This window comes from Streptomyces sp. NPDC006140 (assembly GCF_040628815.1).
Taxonomy (GTDB): Bacteria; Actinomycetota; Actinomycetes; order Streptomycetales; family Streptomycetaceae; genus Streptomyces.
The window spans coordinates 362,860-386,758 of sequence record NZ_JBEXTS010000007.1 but is presented as its reverse complement, the minus strand read 5'-3'; the positions used below and the strand labels follow the sequence as shown (position 1 = coordinate 386,758).

The 23,899-nt window shown below is 73.4% G+C and carries 23 protein-coding genes; 11 read left to right on the top strand and 12 right to left on the bottom strand.

Features of this window, described 5'->3' with window-relative positions:
• Window positions 1-38: 38 nt before the first annotated feature.
• Together ABZ386_RS21015 and ABZ386_RS21010 are read right to left on the bottom strand one after the other, a co-directional pair.
• A complete protein-coding gene (locus ABZ386_RS21015) occupies window positions 39-1,364 on the bottom strand; it encodes an extracellular solute-binding protein (protein WP_358965504.1) in 1,326 nt (441 codons plus the stop codon).
• A gap of 274 nt (window positions 1,365-1,638) precedes the next feature.
• Window positions 1,639-2,760 (bottom strand): ROK family protein, encoded by a 1,122-nt coding sequence (locus ABZ386_RS21010; protein WP_356505299.1) that lies wholly within the window; start codon window positions 2,758-2,760, stop codon window positions 1,639-1,641.
• A gap of 240 nt (window positions 2,761-3,000) precedes the next feature.
• Between ABZ386_RS21010 and ABZ386_RS21005 the strand changes: the two genes are divergently transcribed.
• The 3 genes from ABZ386_RS21005 to ABZ386_RS20995 all read left to right on the top strand — a co-directional run bounded on the left by ABZ386_RS21005 (window position 3,001) and on the right by ABZ386_RS20995 (window position 7,674).
• Window positions 3,001-3,900 (top strand): BadF/BadG/BcrA/BcrD ATPase family protein, encoded by a 900-nt coding sequence (locus tag ABZ386_RS21005; RefSeq protein WP_356505297.1) that lies wholly within the window; start codon window positions 3,001-3,003, stop codon window positions 3,898-3,900.
• Window positions 3,901-4,056: 156 nt separating this feature from the next.
• Complete coding sequence (locus tag ABZ386_RS21000; protein ID WP_351335468.1) at window positions 4,057-5,973, top strand: phosphatase PAP2 family protein; 1,917 nt, start codon at window positions 4,057-4,059, stop codon at window positions 5,971-5,973.
• A gap of 162 nt (window positions 5,974-6,135) precedes the next feature.
• Window positions 6,136-7,674, top strand: coding sequence for a phospholipid carrier-dependent glycosyltransferase (locus ABZ386_RS20995; protein ID WP_358965523.1), 1,539 nt, complete (start codon window positions 6,136-6,138; stop codon window positions 7,672-7,674).
• 11 nt (window positions 7,675-7,685) lie between these two features.
• Here the strand turns inward: ABZ386_RS20995 and ABZ386_RS20990 are convergent, their stop codons facing one another.
• Both ABZ386_RS20990 and ABZ386_RS20985 read right to left on the bottom strand, forming a co-directional pair.
• Window positions 7,686-8,087, bottom strand: coding sequence for a DUF3662 domain-containing protein (locus tag ABZ386_RS20990; protein ID WP_114257086.1), 402 nt, complete (start codon window positions 8,085-8,087; stop codon window positions 7,686-7,688).
• A gap of 74 nt (window positions 8,088-8,161) precedes the next feature.
• The gene (locus ABZ386_RS20985) at window positions 8,162-8,395 is read right to left on the bottom strand and encodes a hypothetical protein (RefSeq protein ID WP_351336213.1); all 234 of its coding nucleotides are present in this window, start codon (window positions 8,393-8,395) and stop codon (window positions 8,162-8,164) included.
• A gap of 95 nt (window positions 8,396-8,490) precedes the next feature.
• On the opposite strand from ABZ386_RS20985, the gene ABZ386_RS20980 reads away from it, so the two are divergent.
• The 4 genes from ABZ386_RS20980 to ABZ386_RS20965 all read left to right on the top strand — a co-directional run bounded on the left by ABZ386_RS20980 (window position 8,491) and on the right by ABZ386_RS20965 (window position 13,178).
• Complete coding sequence (locus ABZ386_RS20980; RefSeq protein WP_031120408.1) at window positions 8,491-9,408, top strand: MurR/RpiR family transcriptional regulator; 918 nt, start codon at window positions 8,491-8,493, stop codon at window positions 9,406-9,408.
• A 284-nt stretch (window positions 9,409-9,692) separates the two neighbouring features.
• Complete coding sequence (locus ABZ386_RS20975) at window positions 9,693-10,067, top strand: hypothetical protein (RefSeq protein ID WP_351335472.1); 375 nt, start codon at window positions 9,693-9,695, stop codon at window positions 10,065-10,067.
• 43 nt (window positions 10,068-10,110) lie between these two features.
• Window positions 10,111-10,677, top strand: coding sequence for an antibiotic biosynthesis monooxygenase (locus tag ABZ386_RS20970; protein ID WP_351335475.1), 567 nt, complete (start codon window positions 10,111-10,113; stop codon window positions 10,675-10,677).
• Between the two features lie 104 nt (window positions 10,678-10,781).
• Window positions 10,782-13,178, top strand: coding sequence for a SpoIIE family protein phosphatase (locus ABZ386_RS20965; RefSeq protein WP_351335477.1), 2,397 nt, complete (start codon window positions 10,782-10,784; stop codon window positions 13,176-13,178).
• Window positions 13,179-13,217: 39 nt separating this feature from the next.
• On the opposite strand, the gene ABZ386_RS20960 is transcribed toward ABZ386_RS20965, so the two are convergent.
• Window positions 13,218-13,706, bottom strand: coding sequence for a flavin reductase family protein (locus ABZ386_RS20960; RefSeq protein WP_114257084.1), 489 nt, complete (start codon window positions 13,704-13,706; stop codon window positions 13,218-13,220).
• Window positions 13,707-13,806: 100 nt separating this feature from the next.
• Entirely contained in the window at window positions 13,807-14,520 is a 714-nt protein-coding gene (locus ABZ386_RS20955) for a peptidoglycan-binding domain-containing protein (protein WP_351335480.1), read from the bottom strand.
• A 183-nt stretch (window positions 14,521-14,703) separates the two neighbouring features.
• Between ABZ386_RS20955 and ABZ386_RS20950 the strand changes: the two genes are divergently transcribed.
• Both ABZ386_RS20950 and ABZ386_RS20945 read left to right on the top strand, forming a co-directional pair.
• A complete protein-coding gene (locus ABZ386_RS20950) occupies window positions 14,704-15,414 on the top strand; it encodes a TetR family transcriptional regulator (RefSeq protein ID WP_351335482.1) in 711 nt (236 codons plus the stop codon).
• Between the two features lie 153 nt (window positions 15,415-15,567).
• Window positions 15,568-15,981: a zinc ribbon domain-containing protein gene (locus ABZ386_RS20945; RefSeq protein WP_114257081.1), complete on the top strand. Its 414-nt coding sequence runs from the start codon at window positions 15,568-15,570 to the stop codon at window positions 15,979-15,981.
• 7 nt (window positions 15,982-15,988) lie between these two features.
• On the opposite strand, the gene ABZ386_RS20940 is transcribed toward ABZ386_RS20945, so the two are convergent.
• The 3 genes from ABZ386_RS20940 to ABZ386_RS20930 all read right to left on the bottom strand — a co-directional run bounded on the left by ABZ386_RS20940 (window position 15,989) and on the right by ABZ386_RS20930 (window position 19,010).
• Window positions 15,989-17,326, bottom strand: a complete 1,338-nt coding sequence (locus tag ABZ386_RS20940; RefSeq protein ID WP_351335485.1) for a Gfo/Idh/MocA family oxidoreductase — start codon at window positions 17,324-17,326, stop codon at window positions 15,989-15,991.
• A 94-nt stretch (window positions 17,327-17,420) separates the two neighbouring features.
• Window positions 17,421-17,801 carry a PPOX class F420-dependent oxidoreductase gene (locus ABZ386_RS20935; RefSeq protein ID WP_351335488.1) on the bottom strand — a complete coding sequence of 127 codons (381 nt, stop codon included), beginning with the start codon at window positions 17,799-17,801 and terminating at the stop codon, window positions 17,421-17,423.
• A 30-nt stretch (window positions 17,802-17,831) separates the two neighbouring features.
• Window positions 17,832-19,010 (bottom strand): MalY/PatB family protein, encoded by a 1,179-nt coding sequence (locus ABZ386_RS20930; protein ID WP_351335491.1) that lies wholly within the window; start codon window positions 19,008-19,010, stop codon window positions 17,832-17,834.
• Between the two features lie 24 nt (window positions 19,011-19,034).
• Between ABZ386_RS20930 and ABZ386_RS20925 the strand changes: the two genes are divergently transcribed.
• Together ABZ386_RS20925 and ABZ386_RS20920 are read left to right on the top strand one after the other, a co-directional pair.
• Window positions 19,035-20,030 carry a hypothetical protein gene (locus ABZ386_RS20925; RefSeq protein ID WP_351335494.1) on the top strand — a complete coding sequence of 332 codons (996 nt, stop codon included), beginning with the start codon at window positions 19,035-19,037 and terminating at the stop codon, window positions 20,028-20,030.
• Between the two features lie 117 nt (window positions 20,031-20,147).
• Window positions 20,148-21,485, top strand: a complete 1,338-nt coding sequence (locus ABZ386_RS20920) for a S1 family peptidase (RefSeq protein WP_355722909.1) — start codon at window positions 20,148-20,150, stop codon at window positions 21,483-21,485.
• 18 nt (window positions 21,486-21,503) lie between these two features.
• Here ABZ386_RS20920 and ABZ386_RS20915 read toward each other — a convergent pair whose 3' ends face one another.
• The 3 genes from ABZ386_RS20915 to ABZ386_RS20905 form a co-directional block, all read right to left on the bottom strand.
• Entirely contained in the window at window positions 21,504-22,328 is an 825-nt protein-coding gene (locus ABZ386_RS20915; protein ID WP_351335499.1) for an EamA family transporter, read from the bottom strand.
• A gap of 56 nt (window positions 22,329-22,384) precedes the next feature.
• A complete protein-coding gene (locus tag ABZ386_RS20910) occupies window positions 22,385-22,570 on the bottom strand; it encodes a hypothetical protein (protein ID WP_351335502.1) in 186 nt (61 codons plus the stop codon).
• A gap of 100 nt (window positions 22,571-22,670) precedes the next feature.
• Window positions 22,671-23,831, bottom strand: a complete 1,161-nt coding sequence (locus ABZ386_RS20905; protein ID WP_358965503.1) for an ROK family transcriptional regulator — start codon at window positions 23,829-23,831, stop codon at window positions 22,671-22,673.
• Between the last annotated feature and the right edge of the window lie 68 nt (window positions 23,832-23,899).

Here is a 23,899-nt window from a genome sequence, read left to right as displayed (position 1 = left end):
GTGTCGAGACGCCGCCGCCCGGGCCTGTCGGCCTGCGCTCAGCCGCCGACCTGCTGGTTGTAGCCGGCCACGATGTTGTCCAGCGCCTTGTCGGCCGACTGCTGGCCGTTGATCGCCTTGCCGAGCTCCGTCTTGGTCGGGTCCTCGGTGAGGCTCTTGCCCTTCAGCACCCAGTTCGTCTGCGCGGTGTTGAAGTAGCCGGAGATCGGGGCGTACAGCGGGATCGACTCGTTGTACAACTTGAACGCCGCCTGCGCCGCCTCGGACTTGAAGGGGTACTTCGGGGTCAGACCGCTCTCGACGGGCAGGAACCCGGACGCCTCGCACAGCGCCTGGTAGTGGGCCGGCTCGTACAGCCAGGACATGAACTTCTCCGTGGCGGTGGCCGCGGCTCCGTTGTTGTTGAAGCCGACCATCATGCCGCCGCTGTTGACGTCACTGGCCTGCACCGGCTCGGCCGGGGTGGGGACGCTCGCCCACTCGAACTTCTTGATGCTCTCCGCGAAGGCGGGCACCTGCCACACACCGGACCAGTAGGCGACCACGTCACCGCTCTGGAACATGGCGGACGGGTCGGCGCCGCTGGTCCACACCGACTTCGGCATGGTCTTGTCGTCGTTCATCGCGACGAAGCGCTTCACGGCCTTCCGGGTCGCGGCGTCCACCGAGAACTTGCCGGAGGAGTCCGCGTGGACGTACTTCCCGCCGAGCTCGTACACCATGGCGCGGAGCCGGGACGGCGACTGGTCGAAGGTGAGGGAGTACTTGGCGCCGGTCTTCTCCCGGACCTTGTCCGCCGCCTTGACGAATTCCGTCCAGGTCCAGGTCTTCTGGGGCGAGGTCGGGAAGGAGACGCCGGCCTTCTCGAAGAGCGACTTGTTGATGAACAGGCCGGACGCGGTGATGTCCGAGGGGATGGACAGCACCTTCCCGGACGAGTCCTTGGCGATGAAGTTCTTGTTGATCTTGTTGCTCTTGTTGTTGGCGATGGGGCCGAGGTCGATCAGCTTGTTCGCCCAAATCGGGTCCAGCTTCGGCACCGCCGCCACGTCGGGCAGGGAGTTCGCCTGCGCGGCGTTGCGCAGCTTCGCGTCGTAGCCGTCGTAGGGGATGTTGACGAGGTTGACCTTGACGCCGGTTTCCTTCTTGTAATCCGCCACCATCTTCTTCCAGCCCGCGTCCTGCCCCGGAACCGTGGAGATCCAGAACGTCAGCGACTTGGACGTCCCGCCCGAGCCGGAGTCCGAGCCGCCGCAGGCGGAGAGCAGGAGGGCACCTGCCGTGGCGACGGCAGCGAGGGGAACAACGCGGCGTATGCCGCCGTGGCCGAGCCGGCGGGAGCGCCGTACACCCAGACTGGTCATCTTCAGTCCCTTTTCGTCGTAGCGGAAGAAGCACGGCGCCAGCCGAGGCGGCACAGGTGCATTTTGCGGGAGATTTCGCTTTCCGGGGGCACGGCCTCGCCCGGCCGCGTCGCCCTGACGGGTGGGGTCCCCGGCCATGACGGCCGACGTCGCACAAGCACGCCCTCGTGCGGCTGCCGTACTTCGCGTACGAGCGGGAGGCTCACCCGGAGTCGGTGTCCCGACCGACTCAGAAAGCGCTTGTCCGGACATTGGCAGACCGATGGCGCACCCGTCAATGCTTCGCCCGCACAGCTCCGGTCACGGTTTGAATTCCATGGGCCACGGCCAGCCTGCTGGCGCCCGCCACCGTCCCGGTGTCCCCCACGACGCTGCTGACCACCTCGGTGGGCCAGCTCAGCCGGGCCAGCTCGGCGCGCACGCCCGGCAGGAGCTGCGGATCCGCTCCGGTACCGCCGCCCAGCACGATCAGCCCCGGGTCCAGTACGGCGGCGACGGCGGCGGCGAGCCGGCCCACGTCGGCGGCGTGCGCGTCGACCACGGCCCGGGCCGTGGCATGCCCCTGCCCGGAGAGGGCGAGCAGCCGCTCCGCGGTGCGCGGGCGGGGCCCGTCGCCGTCCCGCCAGGCCTCGGCCGCCCTGCGCAGCAGGGTGCGCGCGCCCATGCGCTGCTCCAGGCCCTCGTGGCGCGGGGCGCGGTCGTCGTCCCAGGGGTAGGGCAGCCGGGCCACCTCACCGGCGGCGCCGTTCGCGCCGCGCAGCACCCGGCCGCCGATGACGACGGCGAGACCGATACCCACGCCGATGCGCAGGTAGCCGAAGGTCTCGCGGCCGACGGCGGCGCCCTCGTGCAGTTCGGCGAGGGCGGCGCAGTTGACGTTGTTCTCCAGGTGGACGGGGACGCCCTCGGGCAGGGCGACGGCCATGGCGTCGAAGACGGGGCCGGCCTTGGCGGTCGCGGGGCGTTCCCCGGCGCCCTCCCGGTCACGGGTGGTGACGTCTCCGACGGCGACGACGACGGCCCGCAGCGGGGCTCCGGCGGGCAGCGCGTCGAGGACCTTGCGGACGGTGCCGGCGGCCTCGGGCCGGGAGCCGGTGCCCTCGGCGAGCAGGGTGCCGTCCAGGGCGCAGGCGCGCACCCGCGTCTTGGCGGGCCCCAGGTCGACCGCGAGCACGGCGCCGGCGGCCGGGCCCAGCCGGTACACGGCGGCGCTGCGGCCGGTGGAGCCGGAGGCCCGCCCGGAGTGGGCGGCGAGCTCGACGGCTTCCAGTTCGGCCACGGCGGTGGAGACGGTCGGTTTGGAAAGGCCCGCACCGGCCGCCAGCTGGGGCCGGGTCGCCGTGCCCGCCCCGGCCAGTACGTCGAACACCACACGGGCACTCTCACTCAGGTGCATGGTCTCCCCAGGTCGTGCTGCGGCCGAGCAGGGCGGCCGCAAGGGTGGCGCGGCACCGGGAATTCCGTGCCTCTTGACGCACCCTACTTCGTTAGTTAACTTCCTAACGAACTTCACGGTACTCGCCTGCCGTGGCCCGCAGAAGCCCGTCCCGGGGCTTCCCTACCTCTTCAACTGCCGTGGTCCGACGCACGGTTCGCCTGCCGTTCGACGTGACCGCGCACCGACGAAAGAGGACCCGTGCAGGACTCCACGCCCTCCGTGGTCGGCATCGACGTGGGCGGCACCAAGACACAACTGCGCGCCCTCGCGGGCGGCGGAACCGTCACCGACCGTGTCCGCAGCAGTACGGGCTGGCGGCCGCACGACTTTGGGGCCGCCGCCGACTGGCTGGCCGCGCTGATCCACGACGCCCTGCCGGCGGGCACCCGCCCGTCGGCCGTCGCCGTGGGCGGTCACGCCTGTGAGACGCCACGCCAGTGCGCGGGCATCCGCGCCGCTCTCCAGGAGCGGCTGGGGGTGCCCGCGCTGGTCGTGGGCGACGCCGAGCTGCTCGTCCCCGCCGCCGGGCTGGACAAGGGCGTCGGCCTGGTGGCCGGTACCGGTTCGGTCGCGGTGGGGCGGCTGCCCGGCGGCGACCCGGTCCAGGTCGGCGGCTGGGGCGCGGTGCTCGGCGACGAGGGCGGCGCCGCCGGACTCGTCCGCGAGGCCGCGCGGGCCGTCTGGGCGGCGCACGACCGCGGTGAGGAGCCCGACGCACTGGCGGCCGGACTGGTCGAGGCGTTCGGTGTGGCCGAGGTGCCCGCGCTCGGCGCGGCGCTGGAGGCGGCCACGGACGTGTCCGCCGAGTGGGGCCGGCACTCCCCCGTCGTGTTCGCGGCCGCCGAGGCCGGCTCGCCACTTGCCCGGGGTGTGATCGCCGACGGCGGCCGGGCGCTCGCCGCGCTCGTCGTCCGGCTCGCCGCCCGCGGGGTCGCGGTGGACGACGTGGTGGTGGCGGGCGGCACGGTGCTCGCCCAGCCCGCGCTGTACGGGGCGTTCACCCGCGCGCTCGCCGAAGCCCTGCCCCAGGCCCGGCCGCAGCCCCTGCGGGTGCCGCCGGTCGAGGGCGCGGTGGCGCTGGCCCGGTCCCTCCGGTGAGCCCGGCGGCCGCCGTTCACGCACCGGACACCGTTCCGTGGCCGGACCCTCTCCGAAGGGTCACGGCACGGCCGTAGATCTTCGCTCGTCACCCCGGCCGCACGGCCGAAGCTCGCGCAGCAGTACCCCTTGGCAGAACTCAAGAGAGGCGCACCCATGCCGTCATCAGCCGGGCACCGCACCGCCACCGCCGTCAACAGGCGGGGCTTCCTCAAGACCTCCCTCGGGGCCTCGGCGGGCGTGCTCGCCGCTCCGGCCTTCGTCACCTGGCTGGCCGCCGCGGACGCGAAGGCGGCCACGGGCTTCGCCGCGTTCGTCGACGACTACAAGTCGAACGTCCTGACGAACCAGACGCCCGAGACCAACGCGGTCGTCCGGATCCTGGGCGGCATGACCAAGGTCTGGAAGACCGGCGACGCCTGGGACACCGGCCACGTCCTGGACCGCGAGGTGCTGCGCGCCAACATGCGCTACTGCGCCCGCGTCACGCAGGCGCGCACCGAGGCCCAGGCGAAGGAGGCGTTCCTCTACGACCGCCAGCACCAGAGCTACGCCGTGATCGCCGGCCTCGGCCCGCTCGCCGACCTGTACAAGGCGGGCGCCAAGGCGGTCACGTCGATCACCGGCGCCCCGGACGGCACGCCGCCCGGGAAGGTCAGCGACACCCTGCCCGCCGACGCCCCGGCCGGCTCCGCGCTCGGGGCGGGCTCCTACGACTCGGAGCTGGGCAGGGTCGCGAAGCTGGTCGACACCGTGCGCGGCCCGTTCGCCTCGGGCAACCCGGCCAAGTTCGCCTTCCAGTACCCGCGCCCGTGGCGGATGAACGAGGACAGCGAGGTCGTCGACACCGGGCAGAAGGACGCCTTCGGCTACCCGGTGTACGACTCGCGGGTCGTCGTCGCCCCGCAGCTGCTGCGCCAGCGCTCCGAGAACGCCGAGGAGGACGGCGGTTTCCCCAGCGGCCACACCAACGCCTTCCACCTGGCCGCGCTGGCCTTCGCGTACGCGGTGCCGGAGCGCTTCCAGGAACTCGTGACGCGGGCGTTCGAGCTCAGCCACACCCGGATCATGGCGGGCATGCACTCCACCGTCGACGTCATCGGCGGCCGGGTCATGGCCACCGCGCTGACCGCGGCGACGCTGGCCGACCCGGCGAACGCCGAGCTCAAGGCGGCGGCCCGCGCCCAGGCCCTCGCCTACTTCACGCGGCAGACCGGCACGACCGCCGACACGCTGTACGCCTACGCGCACTCGGACGCCGGCGACGCCTACGCCGACCGCGAGGCCAACGCCCGTGCGGTCGGGCCCCGGCTGACCTACGTCCTGCCCCGCCGGGGCCGCAAGGACCCGCTCACCGTGCCCAAGGGCGCAGAGGTGCTGCTGGAGACGCGGCTGCCGTACCTGACCGCGGACCAGCGGCGCGAGGTGCTGCGCACGACCGCGCTGCCCTCCGGGTACGTCCTGCTGGACGGCTTCGAGCAGTGGGGCCGGCTGAACCTGTTCGCCGCGGCGGACGGCTACGGCGCCTTCGACCGGGACGTGACCGTGACGCTGGACGCGGCGGCCGGCGGCTTCCACGCGGCCGACAGCTGGCGCAACGACATCGAGGGCGACGGCGGGCTGTCCAAGCGGGGCACGGGCACGCTCACCCTGACGGGCCACAACCGCTATCGCGGCGGGACGGTCGTCGAGGCCGGCACGCTGGTCGCCGCCTCCGCCAACGCCCTGGGCCAGGGCGACGTCCGGGTGGCGGGCGGCACGCTCCGCGCGGACAAGGTGCTGCGGGTGCGCGGCTGCTACGTCCAGGAGGGCGAGTCGACGCTGGAGCTGCTGCTGCGCAAGGACCACGGCCCGGCCCTCACGGTGAGCCGGCGCGTCCTGCTCGGCGGGGGCAGCGTGCTGTCGCTGCGGCTCGACACCGAGCGTCCGCCGGTCGCCGGGACGATCGTCCCGGTGCTGTCGGCCCCGCAGGTGCGCGGCCGGTTCGACCGGGTCGAGCTGGACTCGGCGACGCTGCGGGCCGTGCCCGTCCACACGGCTGACGGGCTGTCGGTGCGACTCGTGCGGCGGTGACGCCGTGCGCGGCGGGGGCTGATGCAGAGTGGGTCCATGAGGGACCCCCGGACCGCTCCCGCCGTCCCGCGGCCGCTTCCGCCTCGGGCACCTTCCGGGGCCGAGCGGCGTTCCGGCAGGCGGTGGCCGGTGCCACTCCTCGTGGTCCTGCTGCTCGCGCAGATGGCCGTCGCGATGGTGACGGCCGCCGTGCGGCAGACGCCGACGATCGACGAACCGGTGTACGTCGGCGCGGCCGCCGAGTACACGCACGAGCACCGGCTGCGCCACAACCCCGAGCATCCGCCGCTCGGCAAGCTGGTCATCGGCGCGGGTGTCGCCCTCGCGGCTCCGCACATCGACGCGTCCTTCACCGGGGACCAGGGCCGGCTGGGCCGGCATCTGCTCTACGAGTCGGGCAACGATCCCTGGCGGCTGATGCTGTGGGCCCGCCTTCCGGTGATCGCGCTGACCTTGCTGTTCGGGCTGGTGGTGTTCGCCTTCGCCCGTGAACTGGCCGGGCTCGCGGCGGGGTCGGCCGCGCTCGCCCTGTACTGCTTCTCCCCCGACGTCATCGCCCACGGCTCCCTCGCCACGCTCGACGTGCCGGCCGCCGGGTTCGCGCTGACGTCGGCGTGGCTGGTGTGGCGGGCGCGCCGCAGGTCCCGGCTGTACGTGCCGCTCGCGGGGATCGCGCTGGGCGCCGCGTCGGCCACGAAGATGAGTATGCTGCCCGCCGTTCCGGTGCTGATGGTGCTGGCCGGGGTGTCGGTGTGGCGCGGGTGCGCGGGCGGCCGGCGCCTGGTGCGTGCGGTGGCCGGGGCGGGCGTGGTGGCCCTGGCCGCGATCGCGGTCGTGTGGGTCGCCTATCTGGTCGTCGATCCCCGGCTGCGCTGGACTCCGGAGCAGCATGTGCCGGTGGTGCGCGGGATGCGGGGTCTGCTCGTCCAGCTGCTGCCGTTCCCGGAGGCCTACCGGGACGGGATGCGCGTGCAGTTCGGGCTGGAGAACCGGCCGTGGCAGGGCTTTCTGTTCGGTCGGCTCTACGATGGCTCGCTCTGGTACTACCTGCCGGCCGCGCTGCTGGTGAAGACGCCGCTGGGCATGCTGGCGCTGTGGGCCGGGGGTGTCGCGGCGGTGGTCGCGGTGCGGCGGCTGCGGCCTGCCGCTCCTTATGTACTGGCCGCTCCCCTGGTGCTGTTGGCGGCGGCCATGCAGGGGGCGCGGGATCTCGGGGCCCGGTACGCCGTGTTCCTGCCGCTGTTCCTCGCGGTGGCGGCGGGGTGCCTGCTCGTGGTGCGGCGGCGGTGGGTGCCGGCCGGGGTCGCCGTGCTGGTGGCACTCGTCGCGGTCAGCTCGGTGCGGACGTTCCCCTTCTACCTGCCGTACTCCAACGAGGCGTTCGGGGGGCCGGACAGGACACGGGAGTGGCTGCACGACTCGAACGTGGACTGGGGGCAGGATCTCGGGCGGCTCGCGGAGCGGCTGCGGGAGGGGTACGCGGGTGAGCGGGTGTGGCTCGTCTACAAAGGCAGTGGCGTGCCGGGGTTCTACGGCATCCGGGCCGAGGATCCCCGGCGCGTGCCGGTCGACGCGGTGCGGGGGCTGCTGGTGGTGTCCGACTCCGCGGCGGCGAAGGCCACGGGGCGGCTGGCCGAACTGATCGGCGGCAGCCGCCCCGTCGAGCACGTCGGGCACTCGATCACGATCTATCGCAGCTGAACGTCCCCGGGTCAGTGCGCGGCGTGGAAGAAGCCGTCGGTGCTCACGTTGGGCATCACCCGGCTGGCCACCCGGTAGCGGCCGTTGGGGACCTCGGGGCACCTCGCCACATGCACCGCCAGGGGGCCCGCCCACTCGTAGCCGCGGCGGTCCGCGTGGCGGGAGAGGCTGTCGGTGAGGGCCTGGCCCACGTCGATGCCGGTGCGGGTGAGATGTTCGTGCACGTCGTCGGGCAGTTCCACGTCGTAGGCGTTGGGGACCATGACGCGGCCCTCGCCGCACACCACGGCGTTGTCGTCGCACTCGCGTCGCAGGGCGTCGAGGACCTCGACCGGTTCCTTGTCGCGGACCCGCGCCCACAGCGCCTCCCATCGGCTCTCCAGGGTCTCTTCCAGCGCACTCAGGGCGCCCATGCGGTCATCACCTGCCGGAAACGTCGTCGGTTCGGTCTGGGGTGGGCCGGTTGCGGTGGCCCGGGGTGGATGTCCTACCGCTCGTCGTAGTCGTCGGGGCGCACCTCGGCCTCCTCCAGGGCCTCGCGCATGGTGCGGCCGGTCGCGCCCGGGGGCCGGTTCCGGTTCTCGTCGTGCTGTTCCAGGACCTCGTCGGTCGTCTGGGTCTTCGGCCGGTTCTCCTCGGGGACGGTCATGTCCGTGGCTCCTCGGGCGTCGTAGGGGATCTTCTGCGGCGGCGGGTTCCCGCCCGGCGTCCGGGTATCCACCCGCCGGGCACCTCATGTGCTCCCGCGAAGAAGCCCTGGTCACCACGGTGCGTGAGCTATGTTGAACGTCCCCGGGAGACGAAGGAGGCGCACCGGTGCCATCGCCGCAGCAGGCACGCGCACAGGCATCCGCGATCACCTCGGGCAAGGCCGCCCCGGAAGCGGAGGTCTCCCCGTCCGCCCAGCTCAGAACGCTCTTCGACCGGCCCCGGCTGTCCCCCGGCCAGCGGCGCATCGCCCAGTACCTGATCGAGCACATCACCGAGGCGGCGTTCCTGTCGATCACGGATCTCGCGGACCGGGTCGGGGTGAGCCAGCCCTCGGTGACGCGGTTCGCGTCCGCGGTCGGCTTCAGCGGCTACCCGGCGCTGCGGGAGAAGCTCCAGTCGATCGCGCTCGGCACCCTCGCCGGCGGACCGGCCGAGGAGAACCAGGGCAACGAGCTGCAGGCGGCGGTCGACGCCGAGATCGAGAACCTGGAGAACCTGCGGCGGGACTTCGCCGACCCGAACCTGGTGATCGACATCGGCCGCAAGCTGTCCTCGTCCACACCGCTGACCGTCCTGGGCCTGCGCATCTCCGTCTCGCTCGCCGAGTACTTCGCCTACGCCGCCCGGCGGATCCACCCCGACGTCCGGCTGGTGACCCGCGGCGGCAGCGTCGCCTACGACGCGCTGCTGCAGTCCCGGGAGGCGGGCGGCACCTGGGTGCTGGCGTTCTCCATGCCCCGGCACGCCCAGGAGACCCTGACGGCCGTCCGGGTCGCGCGGGGCGCCGGCCTCAAGGTCGCCCTGATCACCGATCTGGCGCTCGGGCCGCTCGCCGACGAGGCCGACGTCGCCTTCGCCACCGGGACCGGGTCCCGCCTGGTCTTCGACTCCTATGCCGCCCCGGGCGTGATGTGCTCGGCGCTGCTCCAGGCCATGACGGACGCGGACCCGGAGCGGACGCAGGCGCGGCTGGAGGAGTACGAGCAGGTCGCCGACCAACACCAGTTCTTCCTCCGGGACTGACCCTCCCCGGGGGCCGGGCGGCAGGCCTCCCGATCACACACGGGGACCATCCACAACAAAGCGCGCATGAATGTTTTCATGCTCCTTGCAAACCGGTTGGCATATATAAATACTGCTCACGGATCGCGACCCGGCTGTTCCGGATCCGTTCCGCACCCGAGGAGGCCGGGTCCTACCCGCTTCGGCGTCCCGGGTGCCCGTGGCGGCCCCGGTCATCCCCTAGGCCGGGGCCGCCCCGACCCGTCGTCCACCCTCACGACGCCGCACACCCGGAAGCGATGATCATGCCCCTGACGTCCACGCGCATCAGCCCGGACTGGCCCTGCCAGGTGAAGACCCCCGGGAGCTACGACTGGGAGCGCTCGGCGGCCAAGTGGCTGCGCGAGCTGGTGCCCGCGCGCTACGCCGGATACCCCGTGTTCGTCCGCCACCCGGTGCTCCTCGCCCGGCACGCCCAGATCCAGGTCCAGCACGAGATCCGGGTGGCCCGCACCGCCCTGCAGACCGCCCGCGCCGACCTGCCCGGCCTCGGGCTGCACGAGGGCGTCATCGAGCACACGATCAAGCTGTACGCGGCCGAAGTCATGCAGTTGCAGCACATCGCGCGCAGCGTCCGGGCGGTCACCCAGGCACTGGTGGAGGCCAACCGCCAGTCCTGAGCCCCGGGGCATGACCCGCGCCGCGCGTGGCACCCAGAAGTGGATGAGCACCACAGAAGTCCGGCGCGGCGAGCCGGTGACCACGGTCCTGACCTGGCAGGTGCGACCCGGCCGGGAGCGGCAGTTCGAGGAGTGGACGCACGGCATCACCCGCTGCGCCAGAGAGTTCCCCGGCAACGAGGGCGTCTCCTGGCTGACGCCCGAGGACGGCCACCGCTACCACGCGGTGCTGCGCTGGTCCGACCAGCACCGGCTCGCCGCCTGGCTGGAGTCCGAGGAACGGGCGCGCTGGCACCGGCGGATCGAGGACATCGCCACCGAGGTCAGCAGCGAACGCCAGTCGACGACCGGCATGGAGACCTGGTTCAGTCTGCCGGGCACCACCGTGCAGGCCCCGCCCCGGTGGAAGATGGTTCTCACGACCTTCCTCGGTGCCTATCCGTTCACCCTGCTCGTCCAGTGGCTGGTGACACCGCACACCACGGGCTGGCCGCTGCCCCTGCGGGCCGCCGTGTTCCCGCTGGTCCTGCTGCCGGTGCTGACGTACCTGGTGATGCCGCGGCTCAGCCGGCTGCTGCGGCTGTGGCTCTACCCGCGCGACGGCCACTGACTCTTCCACGAGGCCGGTGGGGCCCATGCGGCGCCCGGGATGCGTGAGCACTCGGTGCACACAAGGCGGTCTGCGAATCGGGCCCGGTGTGCGATGCTCAACGCGTGACGAGCGAGCCCGTGACACCGCCGGATCCCGGTGCCGCACCGGACCTGGCCGAACTGGCCAGGGTCGTCGCCCGCCAGCGCGCCGAGCTGGACCGGCTGCGTGACCAGGCGGCGACGTCGTCCGTCGTGGAGCGGGCCAAGGGCGCGGTGATGGCGCTGACCGGGTGCTCCGCGGACGCCGCGGGCGAGCAGTTGCTCCAGCGGGCCAAGGCGGCCCGTCACACCCTGCTGGAGGAGTGCTGGATCACGCTCGGCAGCCTGGCGCCGACCGCGCCCGGCCCTGGTGAGGGGACCGCGCCCGCCGGCACCCACACCCCCGGCTCCGGGGCGGACGTCCTGGAGGAGTCGACCGCACCGGAGGACGTCGCCGCCGCCCTGGCCCGCCTCGGCCAGGCCCTGGTTCGGGTGATGACCCCGCACGACCTCGCGCGGTGCCTGCTGGAGCACCTCGGACCGGACATGGCGGCGGACGCGGTCATGATCTACGCCCGCCGACCCGACGGCGGCCTCGCGCTCGTCGGGCACGCGGGCATCGACGACAGGCTGGCCTCCCAGTGGCGCCAGGTCCCGCCGCTCAGCGGGATCGCGGCGCTTGAGGCGCTGCGGGCGGGCGAGCCCCGGTGGCTGGAGGACCTGCCCTCGGACACCCGGCGGTACCTGCTGATCGGGGACCCTCCCGAGCGGTGGCGGTCGCGGGCCTGGCTCCCCGTGTCCACTGCGGGCCCGGCCGAGGTCTGCATCGGCGTGCTGCGCCGCCGGGCCGGGGCGTTCACCTCGCGCGACCGCGCTCACCTGCGGGGCATCACCGACCTGTGCGCCGGGCGGCTGCGGGCCTTCGACGCCCCGGCCGAGCGGTCCGCCGACGCCGCCACGGTCGCGGCGCAGGCGCTGTTCGACGCCCTGCCGGTCTCGGCGATGCTGCTCACGCCGGTGCGTGCCGCCTCCGGCGAGGCCGAGGACTTCCGGGTGGAGGCCGCGACCGCCCAGGTGGGCGACCTGCTGGGCCGGACCGGCGAGGAGCCGGCCGGACGGCGGCTGCTGGAGTTCCGGCCGGCCCTGGCGGGCGGGCCGTTGTGGCGGGGGTGCCTGCGCGTGCTGGCCACCGGGGAGCAGTACGAGGGCGAGCCCTTCGCCCACGAGGAGACGGTGGCGGGCGTCACGGAGCTGTTCACGTACACGACGCGGGTGGCGCCGCTGGGCGACGCCCTGGTCGTCTCCTGGATCCGGCACGGCTCCTCCGACCGGCAGGAGCAGCGGCTGGCGGACCTCCAGCGGCTGGGCAACCTCGGCTGGGCGAACTGGAACCTGGTCACGCGGGAGGGCTCCTGGTCGACGCAGGTGTTCACCCTCCTCGGCCGGGACCCCGCGGACGGCCCGGTGCGGCTGACCGAGGTGCCGGAGCTGGCCCTGCCCGAGGACACGCCCGCGCTGACCCGCGCCGTCGGCGAGCTCGTCCAGCAGGGGCGGGCGTTCGACGTGCCGTTCCGGATCAGGACGAGCGGCGGCATCCGGCATCTGCGGCTGGTGGCCGAGTCGGTGGCCGACTCGTACGGGACGCCCGTCGAGGTGCACGGCTTCGTGCAGGACATGACCGCCCGGCGGCGGGCGGAGCTGGCCCTGGTCGAGAGCGAGCGGGCGATCCTCTCGCAGCACGACGTGCTCCAGGCCGAACGGACCCTGGCCTCCCGGCTGCAGCACGCGCTGCTGCCGATGGCGAACCGGCCGGTGCACCTGGCCGGGCTGCGCGTCGAGGTCGCCTATCTGCCGGCCCAGTCGGGTGTGCACGTCGGCGGCGACTGGTTCAGCGCGATCGAACTGCCCGACGGGGACGCGCTGCTGGTGGTCGGCGACGTCGCCGGACACGGGGTCGACGCGGTCGCCACGATGGCCCAGCTGCGGTTCACCGCGAAGGGCATGGTCATCACGGGCTCGTCGCTGACCGGCGCGCTGGCCCGGCTCAACACCCTGCTGCTGCACTCGCGTGACTCCCACGCGACCGCGACGATGGTGCTGGCCCGCTACGAGCCGCGCCGGCGGCGCCTGGTCTGGGCGCAGGCGGGGCATCCCCCGCCCCTGCTCCTGCGGGACGGCGAGGCCCGGTACCTGGACCGCCCGAGGGGCATGCTGCTCGGGGCGACCGGGACGCCGGTGTTCGAGGAGGCCGAGTGCCGTCTCGCGCCCGGCGACCGGCTGATCCTGTACACGGACGGGCTCGTCGAGCACCCTCCGGAGAGCATCGACCTCGGTCTGGAGCGTCTGGCCGAGGCGGTCGCGGCCCCGCACACCGACGGGCCCGCGTCGCTGGGGCCGTTGCTCGCGCGGATGCTGCCGGACGAGCGGCGGGACGACGTGTGTGTGGTGGACGTCCGGGTTCCGGGGGTCGTGGAGCCGTAGACGCGGGGCTCGGGCACGGGCCGCGGGCTACGCATGGGGTCAGTCGACCGGGTGACCCGGCGGGATGCCGACGGCGTCGGAGAGGCGCAGCAGCGGCCCGTCGTACGTCTCGTGTCCGCCCCACTCGACCGGGTCGAGGACGAAGCCGATGTGGTCGCCGCCGCCGGCGCGGGTCAGGACGCGGCCGACGAACCAGGCCGGGGCGTCCTCCAGGACGAGGGCCCCGCCGTACGCCTCGCGCAGCCGCACATCCCGGAACTTGTCCGTCCGGTCGCCGGTGCGCCCGCCGAACAGCTCGGCGAGGGCGTGCTGTTCGCGGGCGAGCAGGTGCACCGCGAGCACCTCGGCGTTCCGGGCCACCCGGAAGGTGTGGTTCAGCTCGGAGAGCCACACCGCGAAACGCACCGGACGGATCGAGCACTGCGAGGCGAATCCGACGAGGCAGCCCGCCCGTTCACCGCCCGCCGCGGCCGTGACCACACACATGTCCGGGTTCAGCCGCCCGATGAACGCGTCCATGTCCGCCATGTCCACACCGCTCCTTCGCCCTCGCACCCGTCGCCCCTCGGCTTCACCTCACCATGGTGACCGGGTGGGTGCCAGGCGGCGGGATGCCGTGCCGGGCGCGTCAGCTCGTGGTCGGTGGGGTGCGGGACTCCAGCGCGGTGCGGGTGTCGTCGCCGTAGACGCCGGTTTCGTCGCCGCGGATGCCGTACCAGAGCTGGAAGCGGGCCACCGCCGCCGTGAGGGTGGGGTCGTAGCGGCCACTGGTGGAGCCGCCCCGGTAGACGTCCGGGATCCGCAGCAGGCGTTCCTGGAGTTCGGTGACCTCGGGGCCGGTGGCGCCCTCGCGCAGCGTGCCGGGTCCGTCGGGGTCCACCGGTGCCGTGGCCTGGGGCGGAGTCGGGGTGGGAGTGGGGGCGGAGGCGGTGGCCGGGGGCCTGGGTGCGGGGGCCGCCTGGTCGTCCGTCTTCTCGCCGCGCAGCAGCAGCGCCCCGCCGAAGCCGAGCACCGCCGCCGCGACGACGGCCACCGCCACGGCGGCACGGCGCAGCCCGGCCCCCGGGGGCGCCGCGTGGGCGTCCGCGCAGCGGCGGGTCGCGCGGGCCACGGGCGGGAGTTCCTGCGTCAGTGCCTCGGAGCCGGCCGGCGGACCCGGCAGGGTGACGGACTCGTAGCCCCTCGGCTCCTGGCCGCGGGGTGCCGTGGGTGCCGCGCCGGTCTCCTCGCGGAACTCCCGCATCAGCTCCGCGAGGGCGTCGGTGCGGCGGGGCCGCAGGACGCGGATGGGTTCCAGGGCCGGGCCGTCGTGCGGCGGCCGGGGCTCGGACGGTGTCGACACGCGTGCTCTCCTTGCGTCCGGGCTCGGGGGCGCCCGTCTTCGGGGGTCGTGCTGCCGCTAGATACGCGGCTGCCGCGCCGGCAGTTCAGCGGGCACTCGGGCGGCGAGGTGCAGAGCACTCAGTTCCCTCCGAAGAGTGCACTGAGTGCCATGGATGGCCCGGCGGGTGCTACGTTCCGGCTCATGAGCTCCGAGACAGCCGACACCGGGACCGGAAAGACGCCCATGCGGGACGCCCTGGTGGCGGCGGCCTTCCAGCTGTTCCTCGAACGGGGCTACGAGCAGACCACCGTCGACGACATCGTGGCGCTGGCCGGCGTGGGGCGGCGCTCCTTCTTCCGCTACTTCCCCTCCAAGGAGGACGTGGTCTTCCCCGACCACGAGCGGTGCCTGGCCGACATGACGGCCTTCCTCGCGCAGGGCGCGGACGACGACGAGCCCGTGCGGCGGGTCTGCGACGCGGCCCGGCTGGTGCTGCGGATGTACGCCGAGAACCCGACCTTCTCGGTGCAGCGCTACCGCCTCACCAGGCAGGTGCCCGGGCTGCGCGCCTATGAGCTGTCGGTGGTGTGGCGCTACGAGCGGGCCCTCGCCGCGTATCTGCGCCGGCGTTACGCGGCCCGCCGGGACGGCACCCTGCGGGCCGACGTGATCGCGGCGGCGGTGGTCGCGGCGCACAACAACGCGCTGCGCTCCTGGCTGCGTTCGGACGGGGAGGGCGAGGCGAGCGCCGCGGTGGACCACGCGCTGGCGTACGTGCAGTCCGCCTTCGGCGAGGCGCCGGTGCCGCCGGCCGGGGAGCGGCCCGAGGACGTGGTGGTCGTCGTCTCGCGGCGCGGGGCGCCCCTGTGGCGGGTGGTGCAGGAGATCGAGTCGACGCTGGGGCGGCCCTGAGCGTTCCCTCATTGAGGGTACGGAGTGCCTTTACGAGTGGCACTGAGTGCCATACTCTGTGCTCCGTGCACGGTGGCACGGCGAACCGCGCACGCGTGTGCGCGGGGTGACCGCGCCCACGGGATTCCGGCCGAGTGCAGGGAGTTGACCAGCGTGTACCACCCCTCAGGAAGCGTCGCTCAGCAGGCAGCCGGCTCCGCGACGGGTCTCCTCGACCCGAGGCGGCAGGAGGCGGAGGCCATCCTCTTCCAGCGCTGCACCTGGTGCGGCACCGCCATGTACCACCGGCTGCTCTGTCCGGTCTGCCGGGGCAGCGAACTGCGCACGGAGCGCGCCGAGGGCACGGGCACGGTGCGCCACTCCACGGTGGTGCACCGCAACACGCCCGCGGCGCGCAACGTGTCCCTGATCGAGATGTCCGAGGGGTTCGTCGTGCGCGGCCGGGTGATGGGCCCGCCCATCGGCATCCACAGCGGGGACCGGGTACGGCTGTCCACGGCCAAGGACCCGGTCCGCGGCGAGCCGGTCTTCCAGCTGCTGGACGAGCCGTTCCGGGCCTGGAGCTGACGGCTCCTCAGCCCGGGATCACTTCACCGGTGCGCACGGGCCGTCCGGTCTCGAAGCTCCGGTCGGCCGCCAGGCCCACGGCCAGGGCCAGCGCTCCGTCGCGCTCGGTGGCCGTCGGGTGGGTCGCTGCCGCGGGGTCCGCCGCACGGGCCGGGTCGGCGGGGCCGAACAGCGCGTCGAGCATGCGCGGATCACCGCCGCCGTGGGCCTCGTGGGCGACCGCGAGCGGCACCTCCACCGGGGGCTGCCACAGCGGGCGCAGGGTGAGGCGGGCGCCGCCCGCGTGTTCCGCCGCCGTGTCCCCGTGCACGGCGCCGGTGGCCGACGCGATCCGGGTCAGGGGCGCCTGCCAGCGGCTCTCCTCGACCTCCAGCTCCAGCCGGCCCCCGCTGCCGTTGAACATCACCCGGTAGCCCTCCCACGGGGAGTAGGCGGTCAGGTGGTACGTCATCGTCGCGCCGCGCGCGTAGCGCACGAGGACGGACATGTCGTCCTCGATGGTGACGGGCCCGTCGAAGACGTTCCGGTCGCGCAGATAGCCGTCGTCGCGCTCGGCGTCGAGGTAGAGGGCGCGCAGGGTGGCGTCGGCCGCGAGGTCCAGGGCGAAGGGGTCGTCGGCGGCCCGGTCGGCGCCGTGGGCGCGGACGTAGTCACGGCGCAGTCCGTGCCGCTCCCCCGCCGCGCGGCCGTAGAAGCCGAGCCGCCCGTAGCCGAAGGCCTCCGCGGGCTCGTCGGCGAGCCACCAGTTGACCAGGTCGAAGTGGTGCGAGGACTTGTGCACCAGCAGGCCGCCGCTGCGGTCCTTCTCGCGGTGCCAGCGGCGGAAGTAGTCGGCGCCGTGCCGTACGTCGAGCAGCCACTCGAAGTGCACCGACAGCACCTCGCCGATCGCGCCGTCGGCGAGCAGGGCGCGGACCTTCTCGTGCACGGGGTTGAAGCGGTAGTTGAAGGCGACGGTGAGGGAGTTGCCGGTCTCGCGGACGGTGTCGAGGATGCGGGCGCAGCGCTCGGCGTCGACGGTCATCGGCTTCTCGGTGACGACCCGGCAGCCCGCCTTCAGCGCCGGGACGATGTAGCGGTCGTGCTCGGCGTCGACGGTGGTGACCACGACCTCGTCGATGTCCTCCTTCACCAGCAGGTCGGTGAAGCGGTCCGGCTCCCACTCGGCGGCCGCCGGCGCGCCGGCCTCGGCCAGCAGGCGGTTGTGGAAGGCCATCCGGGTCGGGCTGGGGTCGCAGAGCGCGGCCACGAGGTGGCCGGGGCGGTCGGCGAGGCCGCGGGTGAACAGCTGGGCCCGGTGGCCGGTGCCGACGACGGCTGCGCGCAGGACGGGAGTTCGGCTCATGGCAGGTGGCCTTTCCCGGGGAGGGGCCGTCCACTCCCCGGGGCCAAGAGCGCTTGCGGGAACGCGGTCACCGGAAGCGCCTGCGGGAACGCGGTCAGAGGGTGACGCGTATGCCCACGGTGCCGTCCACGCCCCGCCGCAGCCGGCTGCCGAGCAGGGTGAGCCGGCCCGTGAGGCCGTACTTGCGGGCGATCAGCTTGCGGTAGCGGGCGGTGGTGGCCGCGTCGCAGATCCCGGCCGTCGCGGGCACCTGCTCGCCGGTGGGGTTGCCGCGCAGGTCGCAGGGGCCGACCAGGACGTCGGGGCGGTCGCGGATCCGCTTCACCTTCCAGGAGTCGGCGGCCGTCCAGACGCCGAGCGCGTCGCCGTCCCGTACCACCCAGACCGGGGTGGCGACGGGCGTGCCGTTCCTGCGGTAGCTGGTGATCAGCAGGTACTTGCCCGCGGCCAGCCGGTCCAGCGCCGTGTCGTCCATGGCGGGCAGTGTACGAGCGCCCGCCCGGCGTCAGTCCAGCGCCGCCGCCATCCTGCGCACCGCCTCCGTGATCACCTCGGCGGAGGTCGCCAGGTTGAGGCGGGCGTGCCCGGCGCCGCCGGTACCGAAGGGGAGGCCGGAGGTGAGGGCGACCCGGCCGCGGCGCAGGAAGACGTCCGCCGGGTCGTCGCCGATGCCGAGGGCGCGGCAGTCGAGCCAGGCGAGGTAGGTGGCGTCGCCCGGGCGGTAGCGGACGGCGGGCAGGTGCTCGGCGAGCAGGTCCGCGAGCAGCCGCCGGTTGGTGTCGAGGCCGGCCAGCAGGGCGTCCAGCCAGGCGGTGCCGTCGCGCAGGGCGGCGGTGTGGGCGATGACGGCGACGTGGCTGGGGCCGTGCCCGACCTCCTCGGGCATCCGGGCCAGGTCGGCGGCGGCGCCGGGCCCGGCGATGGCGAGTGCGGCCTTGAGCCCGGCCAGGTTCCACCCCTTCGAGGCCGACATCAGCGACAGGCCGCGCTCACCGCCCGGCACGCTCAGGTACGGCACGAACCGCGCGCCGCCGACCACGAGCGGCGCGTGGATCTCGTCGGCGACGACGCGCACGCCGTACCGCTCGGCGAGCGCGGCGACGGCGGACAGCTCCTCGGCCGTGTGCACGGTTCCGGTCGGGTTGTGGGGGCTGCACAGCAGATAGGCGGCCCGCCGCCCGTCCGCGACGGCCTGCCGGAAGGTCTCCTCCAGGACGCCGGGGTCGATGCGGCCGTCCGCCCCGAGCGGGGCCTCGACCACCCGCCGGTCCATGTGCTCCAGGAAGAGGTAGAACGGCGGGTACACCGGCGAGTTCACGACCACCGCGTCCCCGTGGCCGGTGACCAGCTTGAGCATCTCGACCACGCCCAGCATGACGTCGGGCACGATCGCCGTGCGCTCCACCGCGAGGCCGTCCCAGTCCCACCGCTTCCCGGCGAAGCCGGCCAGGGCCTGCGCGTACGCGGTGCCGGCGGGGTAGCCGGTGTCACCGAGCTCCAGCGCGTCGGTGACGGCGCGGACGACGGGCTCGGCGAGCGGCACGTCCATCTCCGCCACCCACAGTGGCAGCACGTCCTCGGGGTAGGTGCGCCACTTCATGCTGGTACGGCGCCTGAGCCGGTCGAGGGTGAGGACCTGCAGGGGATTCGGTTCACCGGACGTCTCGTGCGGGATCCTGGTCATGGGCACACGATAGGGGGCCGTGCGGTGACCGGGAATCTCGAGGACGGGGAGCGGGGAGGGGCCGCGGGCCCGTTCCTGGAGGTCGCCTGCGACGAGTCGGGCTCGGACGGCGAGAACCTCACGGGCGGGAACACGGACGTCTTCGCGCACGCCGGTGTGTCGCTGCCCGTGGCGGCGGCCGCGGCGGCCGTGCGCGAGATCCGGGACCGGATCCGCTCGCCGGCCGAGGAGTACAAGGCGAACCACCTGCTGCGGGAGAAACACCGCGCGGTCCTGGAGTGGCTGCTCGCGCCGGACGGGCCGGTCCACGGGCGGGCGCGGGTGCACCTCATGGAGAAGTCGTTCTTCGTGGTCGACCGGACCGTCGGCCTGCTGCTGGACGATCCTGCCGCGGCCGTCACCCTCTTCCGGGCCGGGAGCCGGACCTTCGGGGAGGAGGGCTGGCGGGCGTTCCTGGAGACGGCCAACCGGCTGCTGCGGGTCCGCCACGACGGGGACCCGGTGGACGCGTTCTACGGCACGGTCGACGTCCTGCGCCGGAACCGTCCGCGCACGGACGCGGCACAGGTCCTGGACCGGCTCGCGGGGACCCGGGCCCGGGCGGTCTCCTACCGGGCGGAGTTCCTCGCCGGGCCGCCGCTGATCCCGGTGCTCGACCCGCTGCTCCCGGCGATCGTGCGGACGGCCGCGCTGTGGAGCGGGGGCGGGCGGCCGGTCCGGCTGGTGCACGACCGGCAGAACATGCTGACGCCGGACCGCATCGCCTGGATCGAGGAGGCGGCCCGGCGGGCCGGGGTCGGCCTCGCCGGGCTGCGGCTCGTCGTGGCGCGCGAGGACGCGCGGGTGCAGGTGGCGGACTTCCTCGCCGGGATCGCCCGCAAGATCGCCTCCGACGAGCTGAACGGGCGCGGGGACCCGGCGCTCACCGCCCTGCTGCGGCCCTACGTCGATCCGGCCTCGGTGTGGGGCGACGCGCGGAGCGGGGCCCTGCTCGCCGCCCCGGTGGCGGGCCGGTGGTGAAGAGATCACGCAAGCGCTGAACGCGGCACGGCTCCGTCCCGTATGGGAAGAAGGGCGCTCAACTCAAGGAGTGCCCTGCGGTTTTCACACCGTGATGTTCGGGTTCGGGAGCCATGCATGAGGCACGCACGACGACGGGTCGTCCGGCGAGTGACACGGCTGGCGGCCGTCGGCGGACTCCTCCTCGGAGGAGCGATGGTCACCAACGCCGTGGCGAGCGAGCCCCCGGACCCATCGATCGGTGTCCCTTACTCCGCCCGGCCCGCCACGAGCATGGGCACCGACCTCGTGTCCCGGCTCGGCTCCTCCCGAACGGCGGGCAACTGGGTCGATCCGGCCGGCCGGCCGGTCGTGGCGGTCACGGACGACGAGGCCGCCGCCGAGGTCAAGCGCGCCGGTGCCCGGCCGAAGATGGTGCGCCACAGTATGAACGACCTCAAGTCGGCCACGGCGACGCTGCGTTCGGCGCCCAGAGTGTCCGGCACGTCCTGGGCCGTGGACTACAAGAACAACCAGGTCGTCGTACGCGGCGACAGCACCGTGTCCGCCTCCGACTGGTCCCGGATGACCGAAGTCGCGGAAGGCATAGGCGGCTTCGTCCGCATGGAGCGCACCGAGGGCACGTTCACGACGCGCATCAACGGCGCGGAGCCCATCCTGTCGACCGCCGGGCGTTGTTCGGTCGGCTTCAACGTCACCGACGGGAAGAGCGACTACATCCTCACGGCCGGGCACTGCGGTCCTGACGGTTCCGTCTGGTTCGCCGACGACCGGGGCCGGCAGCAGGTCGGTACGTCCCTCAGGGGAAGCTTTCCGGGCGACGACTACTCCTTGGTGAAGTACGACAGCGGCCGTGCGGGCAAGGGTGCGGAAGTGGTGTCGGTCGGTGACGGCCAGGGCGTGCGGATCACGGGTGTGGCCGATCCGGAGGTCGGGCAGAAGGTCTTCCGCAGCGGTAGCACCACCGGTCTACGCGACGGCGAGGTGACCGCGCTGAACGCGACGGTCAACTACCCCGAGGGCACGGTCACCGGCCTCATCGAGACGAACGTGTGCGCTGAACCCGGTGACAGCGGCGGCCCGATGTTCGCGAACGGCGTCGCGCTCGGCGTGACGTCCGGCGGCAGCGGGGACTGCGCGGCGGGCGGCACCACGTTCTTCCAGCCGGTGACGAAGGCGCTGACCGAGCTGAACGTCAAGCTGATCGTGGCCAAGCAGGCCGGTGGCGCCGCGCCCGCGCCGTCGGCCTCCCAGGAAGCGTCGCCCGGCTCGTCGGCACCGGTGACGGGCGAGGACGTGTCGAGCCTCCTGACCCGGCTCACCGACCCACGCAACGTCGGCCCCGGTCTGCTGGTCATCGCGGGCAGTCTCCTGGCCCTGGTGGCGACCCGGTGGATCCGCGCGGAGCAGGACCGCAAAGCGTACCGGCAGTACTACTCGGCCACTTGGGGGTGAGGCCGGGCCCCGGGGCTCTCAGCCGAGCGTGAGCAGGACCGTCGCGACCCCCACACCCAACAGTCCCAGCACCTGACGTCTGCTGACCCGCTCGTGCAGCAGGGCGAGACCGAGGATGACCGGAAGGGCCGGATAGAGGGAGGCGAGGACGACGGCGACAGCCAGCAACTGCCGCTGCGCGGCGAGCAGGTACAGCACGAGTCCGAGGGCGGCCCCGGCCCCGACCAGGAGGGCCTGGACGCAACGGCCCGGCGGCAGCTTCAGCCGGCGGGCGTGGCGTGCGGCGTCCGGCAGGAGGACGAGGACGGCGGCGACTCGCCCCGCGGCGACGGGCCAGAGCCCGCTTCCGGCGCCGGCCTGGCCGAGGGCGAGGTACTGCACGGCCACGCCCACGCTGGAGAGCAGCCCGTCGGCCGTCTCCCTGCCCGCACCGGTCCTGCCCCCGGCGACGCACCACAGCGCGGGCACCGTGACGGCGATGCCCAGCCAGGCCACGGCTCCGGGCCGGTCGCCGAGGACGAGCACCCCGCACAGCACCGACAGGGCGACACCCGTGACGGCGCTCACGGGCACCACGACGCTCATCGCTCCCCGGCTCAGCCCGCGGTTGAGGAACCGCATGGCGACGCCGCTGCCGACGCCGGACAGCGCGCCCCACAGCAGGTCGGCCGAGTGGACGGAGTCGGCGGGCAGGAGGAGCGCGGCGGCGCAGGCGAGCATGAGCCCGCCGAGCTGGCCGAGGAAGGTGACGGCAGCGTGGTGGACGCGCCGGGACAGCAGGCCGCCGGCGAAGTCGACGATGCCGTAGACGACGGCCGAGGAAAGTGCGAGAAGGGCACCCATTGGATCAGGGGTGCCCCGGGACGAGGCTGCGATGCGTCAGCGGGCTGGGCTAAGGCTCACAACGCCGGAGCCGGCTGCGGGACCGCGGCGGCCCACTCCAGGACGAGCCGCTGGTACTCCTCGCGCTGCTCGACGCTCAGTGTCCCGCCCGACCGGCGCCACAGGGCCCGGATCTCCTCGTTGACCTCGTCAGCCGATCGCTGGGAAGAGGATTCAACAGTGGTGGACATGCTGTGAAGCATACGTCGCCCGAGGTGAAGGCGATGTGAGTAATCGTGAGTTAAACGGTCATTTCGGACAGTGTTGCTGATCACGTCCATCTCCCAGTAAACGTGAGCCTGTTCACGCTTCGGCCGACCCCAGCACCAGCACCTTGATGGCCAGGACGGCCGCGCCGCGCGCCCAGTCGTGAAAATCGGACACCTTCGTCTCCAGCTCGACCGGGGCGGCCAGCGGGTGCCGCTGGTCGCGGACGGTCTCCTCGACCGTCTTGCCGGCCACGTCCATCAGCCCGACCCCCTCCCCCGCGAGCAGGATCTTCTGCGGCATCACGAAGTTGGAGATCTGGGCGACGAGCGTCCCCAGGGCGCGCGCCGCCTCCTCGACGACCCGGGCGGGCATCGGGTCCCCGGCGGCGGCCAGCGCGAGGATCTCCTCGTAGGTCCGGTCGACGCCGGTGGCGGCCTGGATCTGGTAGCGGATGCTGGGGATGGTCAGCATCGAGACGGCACTGCCGCGCCGGCCGTCGGGGGTGAGCGGCCCGTGGGGGTCCGCGATCCAGTGGCGGCCGAAGCCGCGGTCCTCCTCGGCGAAGGGCACCCGCTTGCCGCCCAGGACGAGCCCGTAGCCGAGCCCGGCGCCGATGGTGAGCACGACGAAGCGGTCCAGGCCGCGCCCGGCGCCGAACCAGGTCTCGGCGTCGACCAGGGCCGCGACGTCGTTCTCGACGACCACCGGCAGTCCGGTGCGCTCCTCGACGAGTTCGGCCAGGGGGACGTCCCGCCACAGCAGGAAGGGCGACTCGCCGACCACGGCGCGGTCCTGGACGAAACCGCCGACGCCGATGCCGATCCCGGCGAGCCGGGGGTGGCCGGCGGCCAGTTCGGCCGTCATCGCGGCGAGGATGTCGGCGACCTCCGCTGGGTCGTGGGTGGTGAGCGGACGGTCGTGGCGCGCCACGATATGGCTGCGGAGGGTGGTGACCACTCCGTACACCATGTCTTCGGTGATCTTGAAGCCGAGGAAGTAGCCGGAGTCGGCGACGACGTCCAGTGGCTGTGAGGGCCGGCCCTGGCGCGCCTCCGCCGGTACGCCCGCCTCGGCCACCTCGACCAGCAGGCCCGATTCGATCAGCGGCTTGGTCAGCCGGGTGAGGCTCCCGGCCGACAGGCCCAGCCTGCGGGCGAGTTCGGAGCGCGACAGCGGCCCGTTGACGAGCACCTCGATCGCCACCGAGCGCTCCCCCGGGCTCAGCGGCAGCCAGCCGGCGGTGCCTGCGGTCATCTGCGTCCTGCTCCCCTCACCCTTTTTTTCGCACTGAAATCAACATGACCACTCTACGGCGGCGAGGG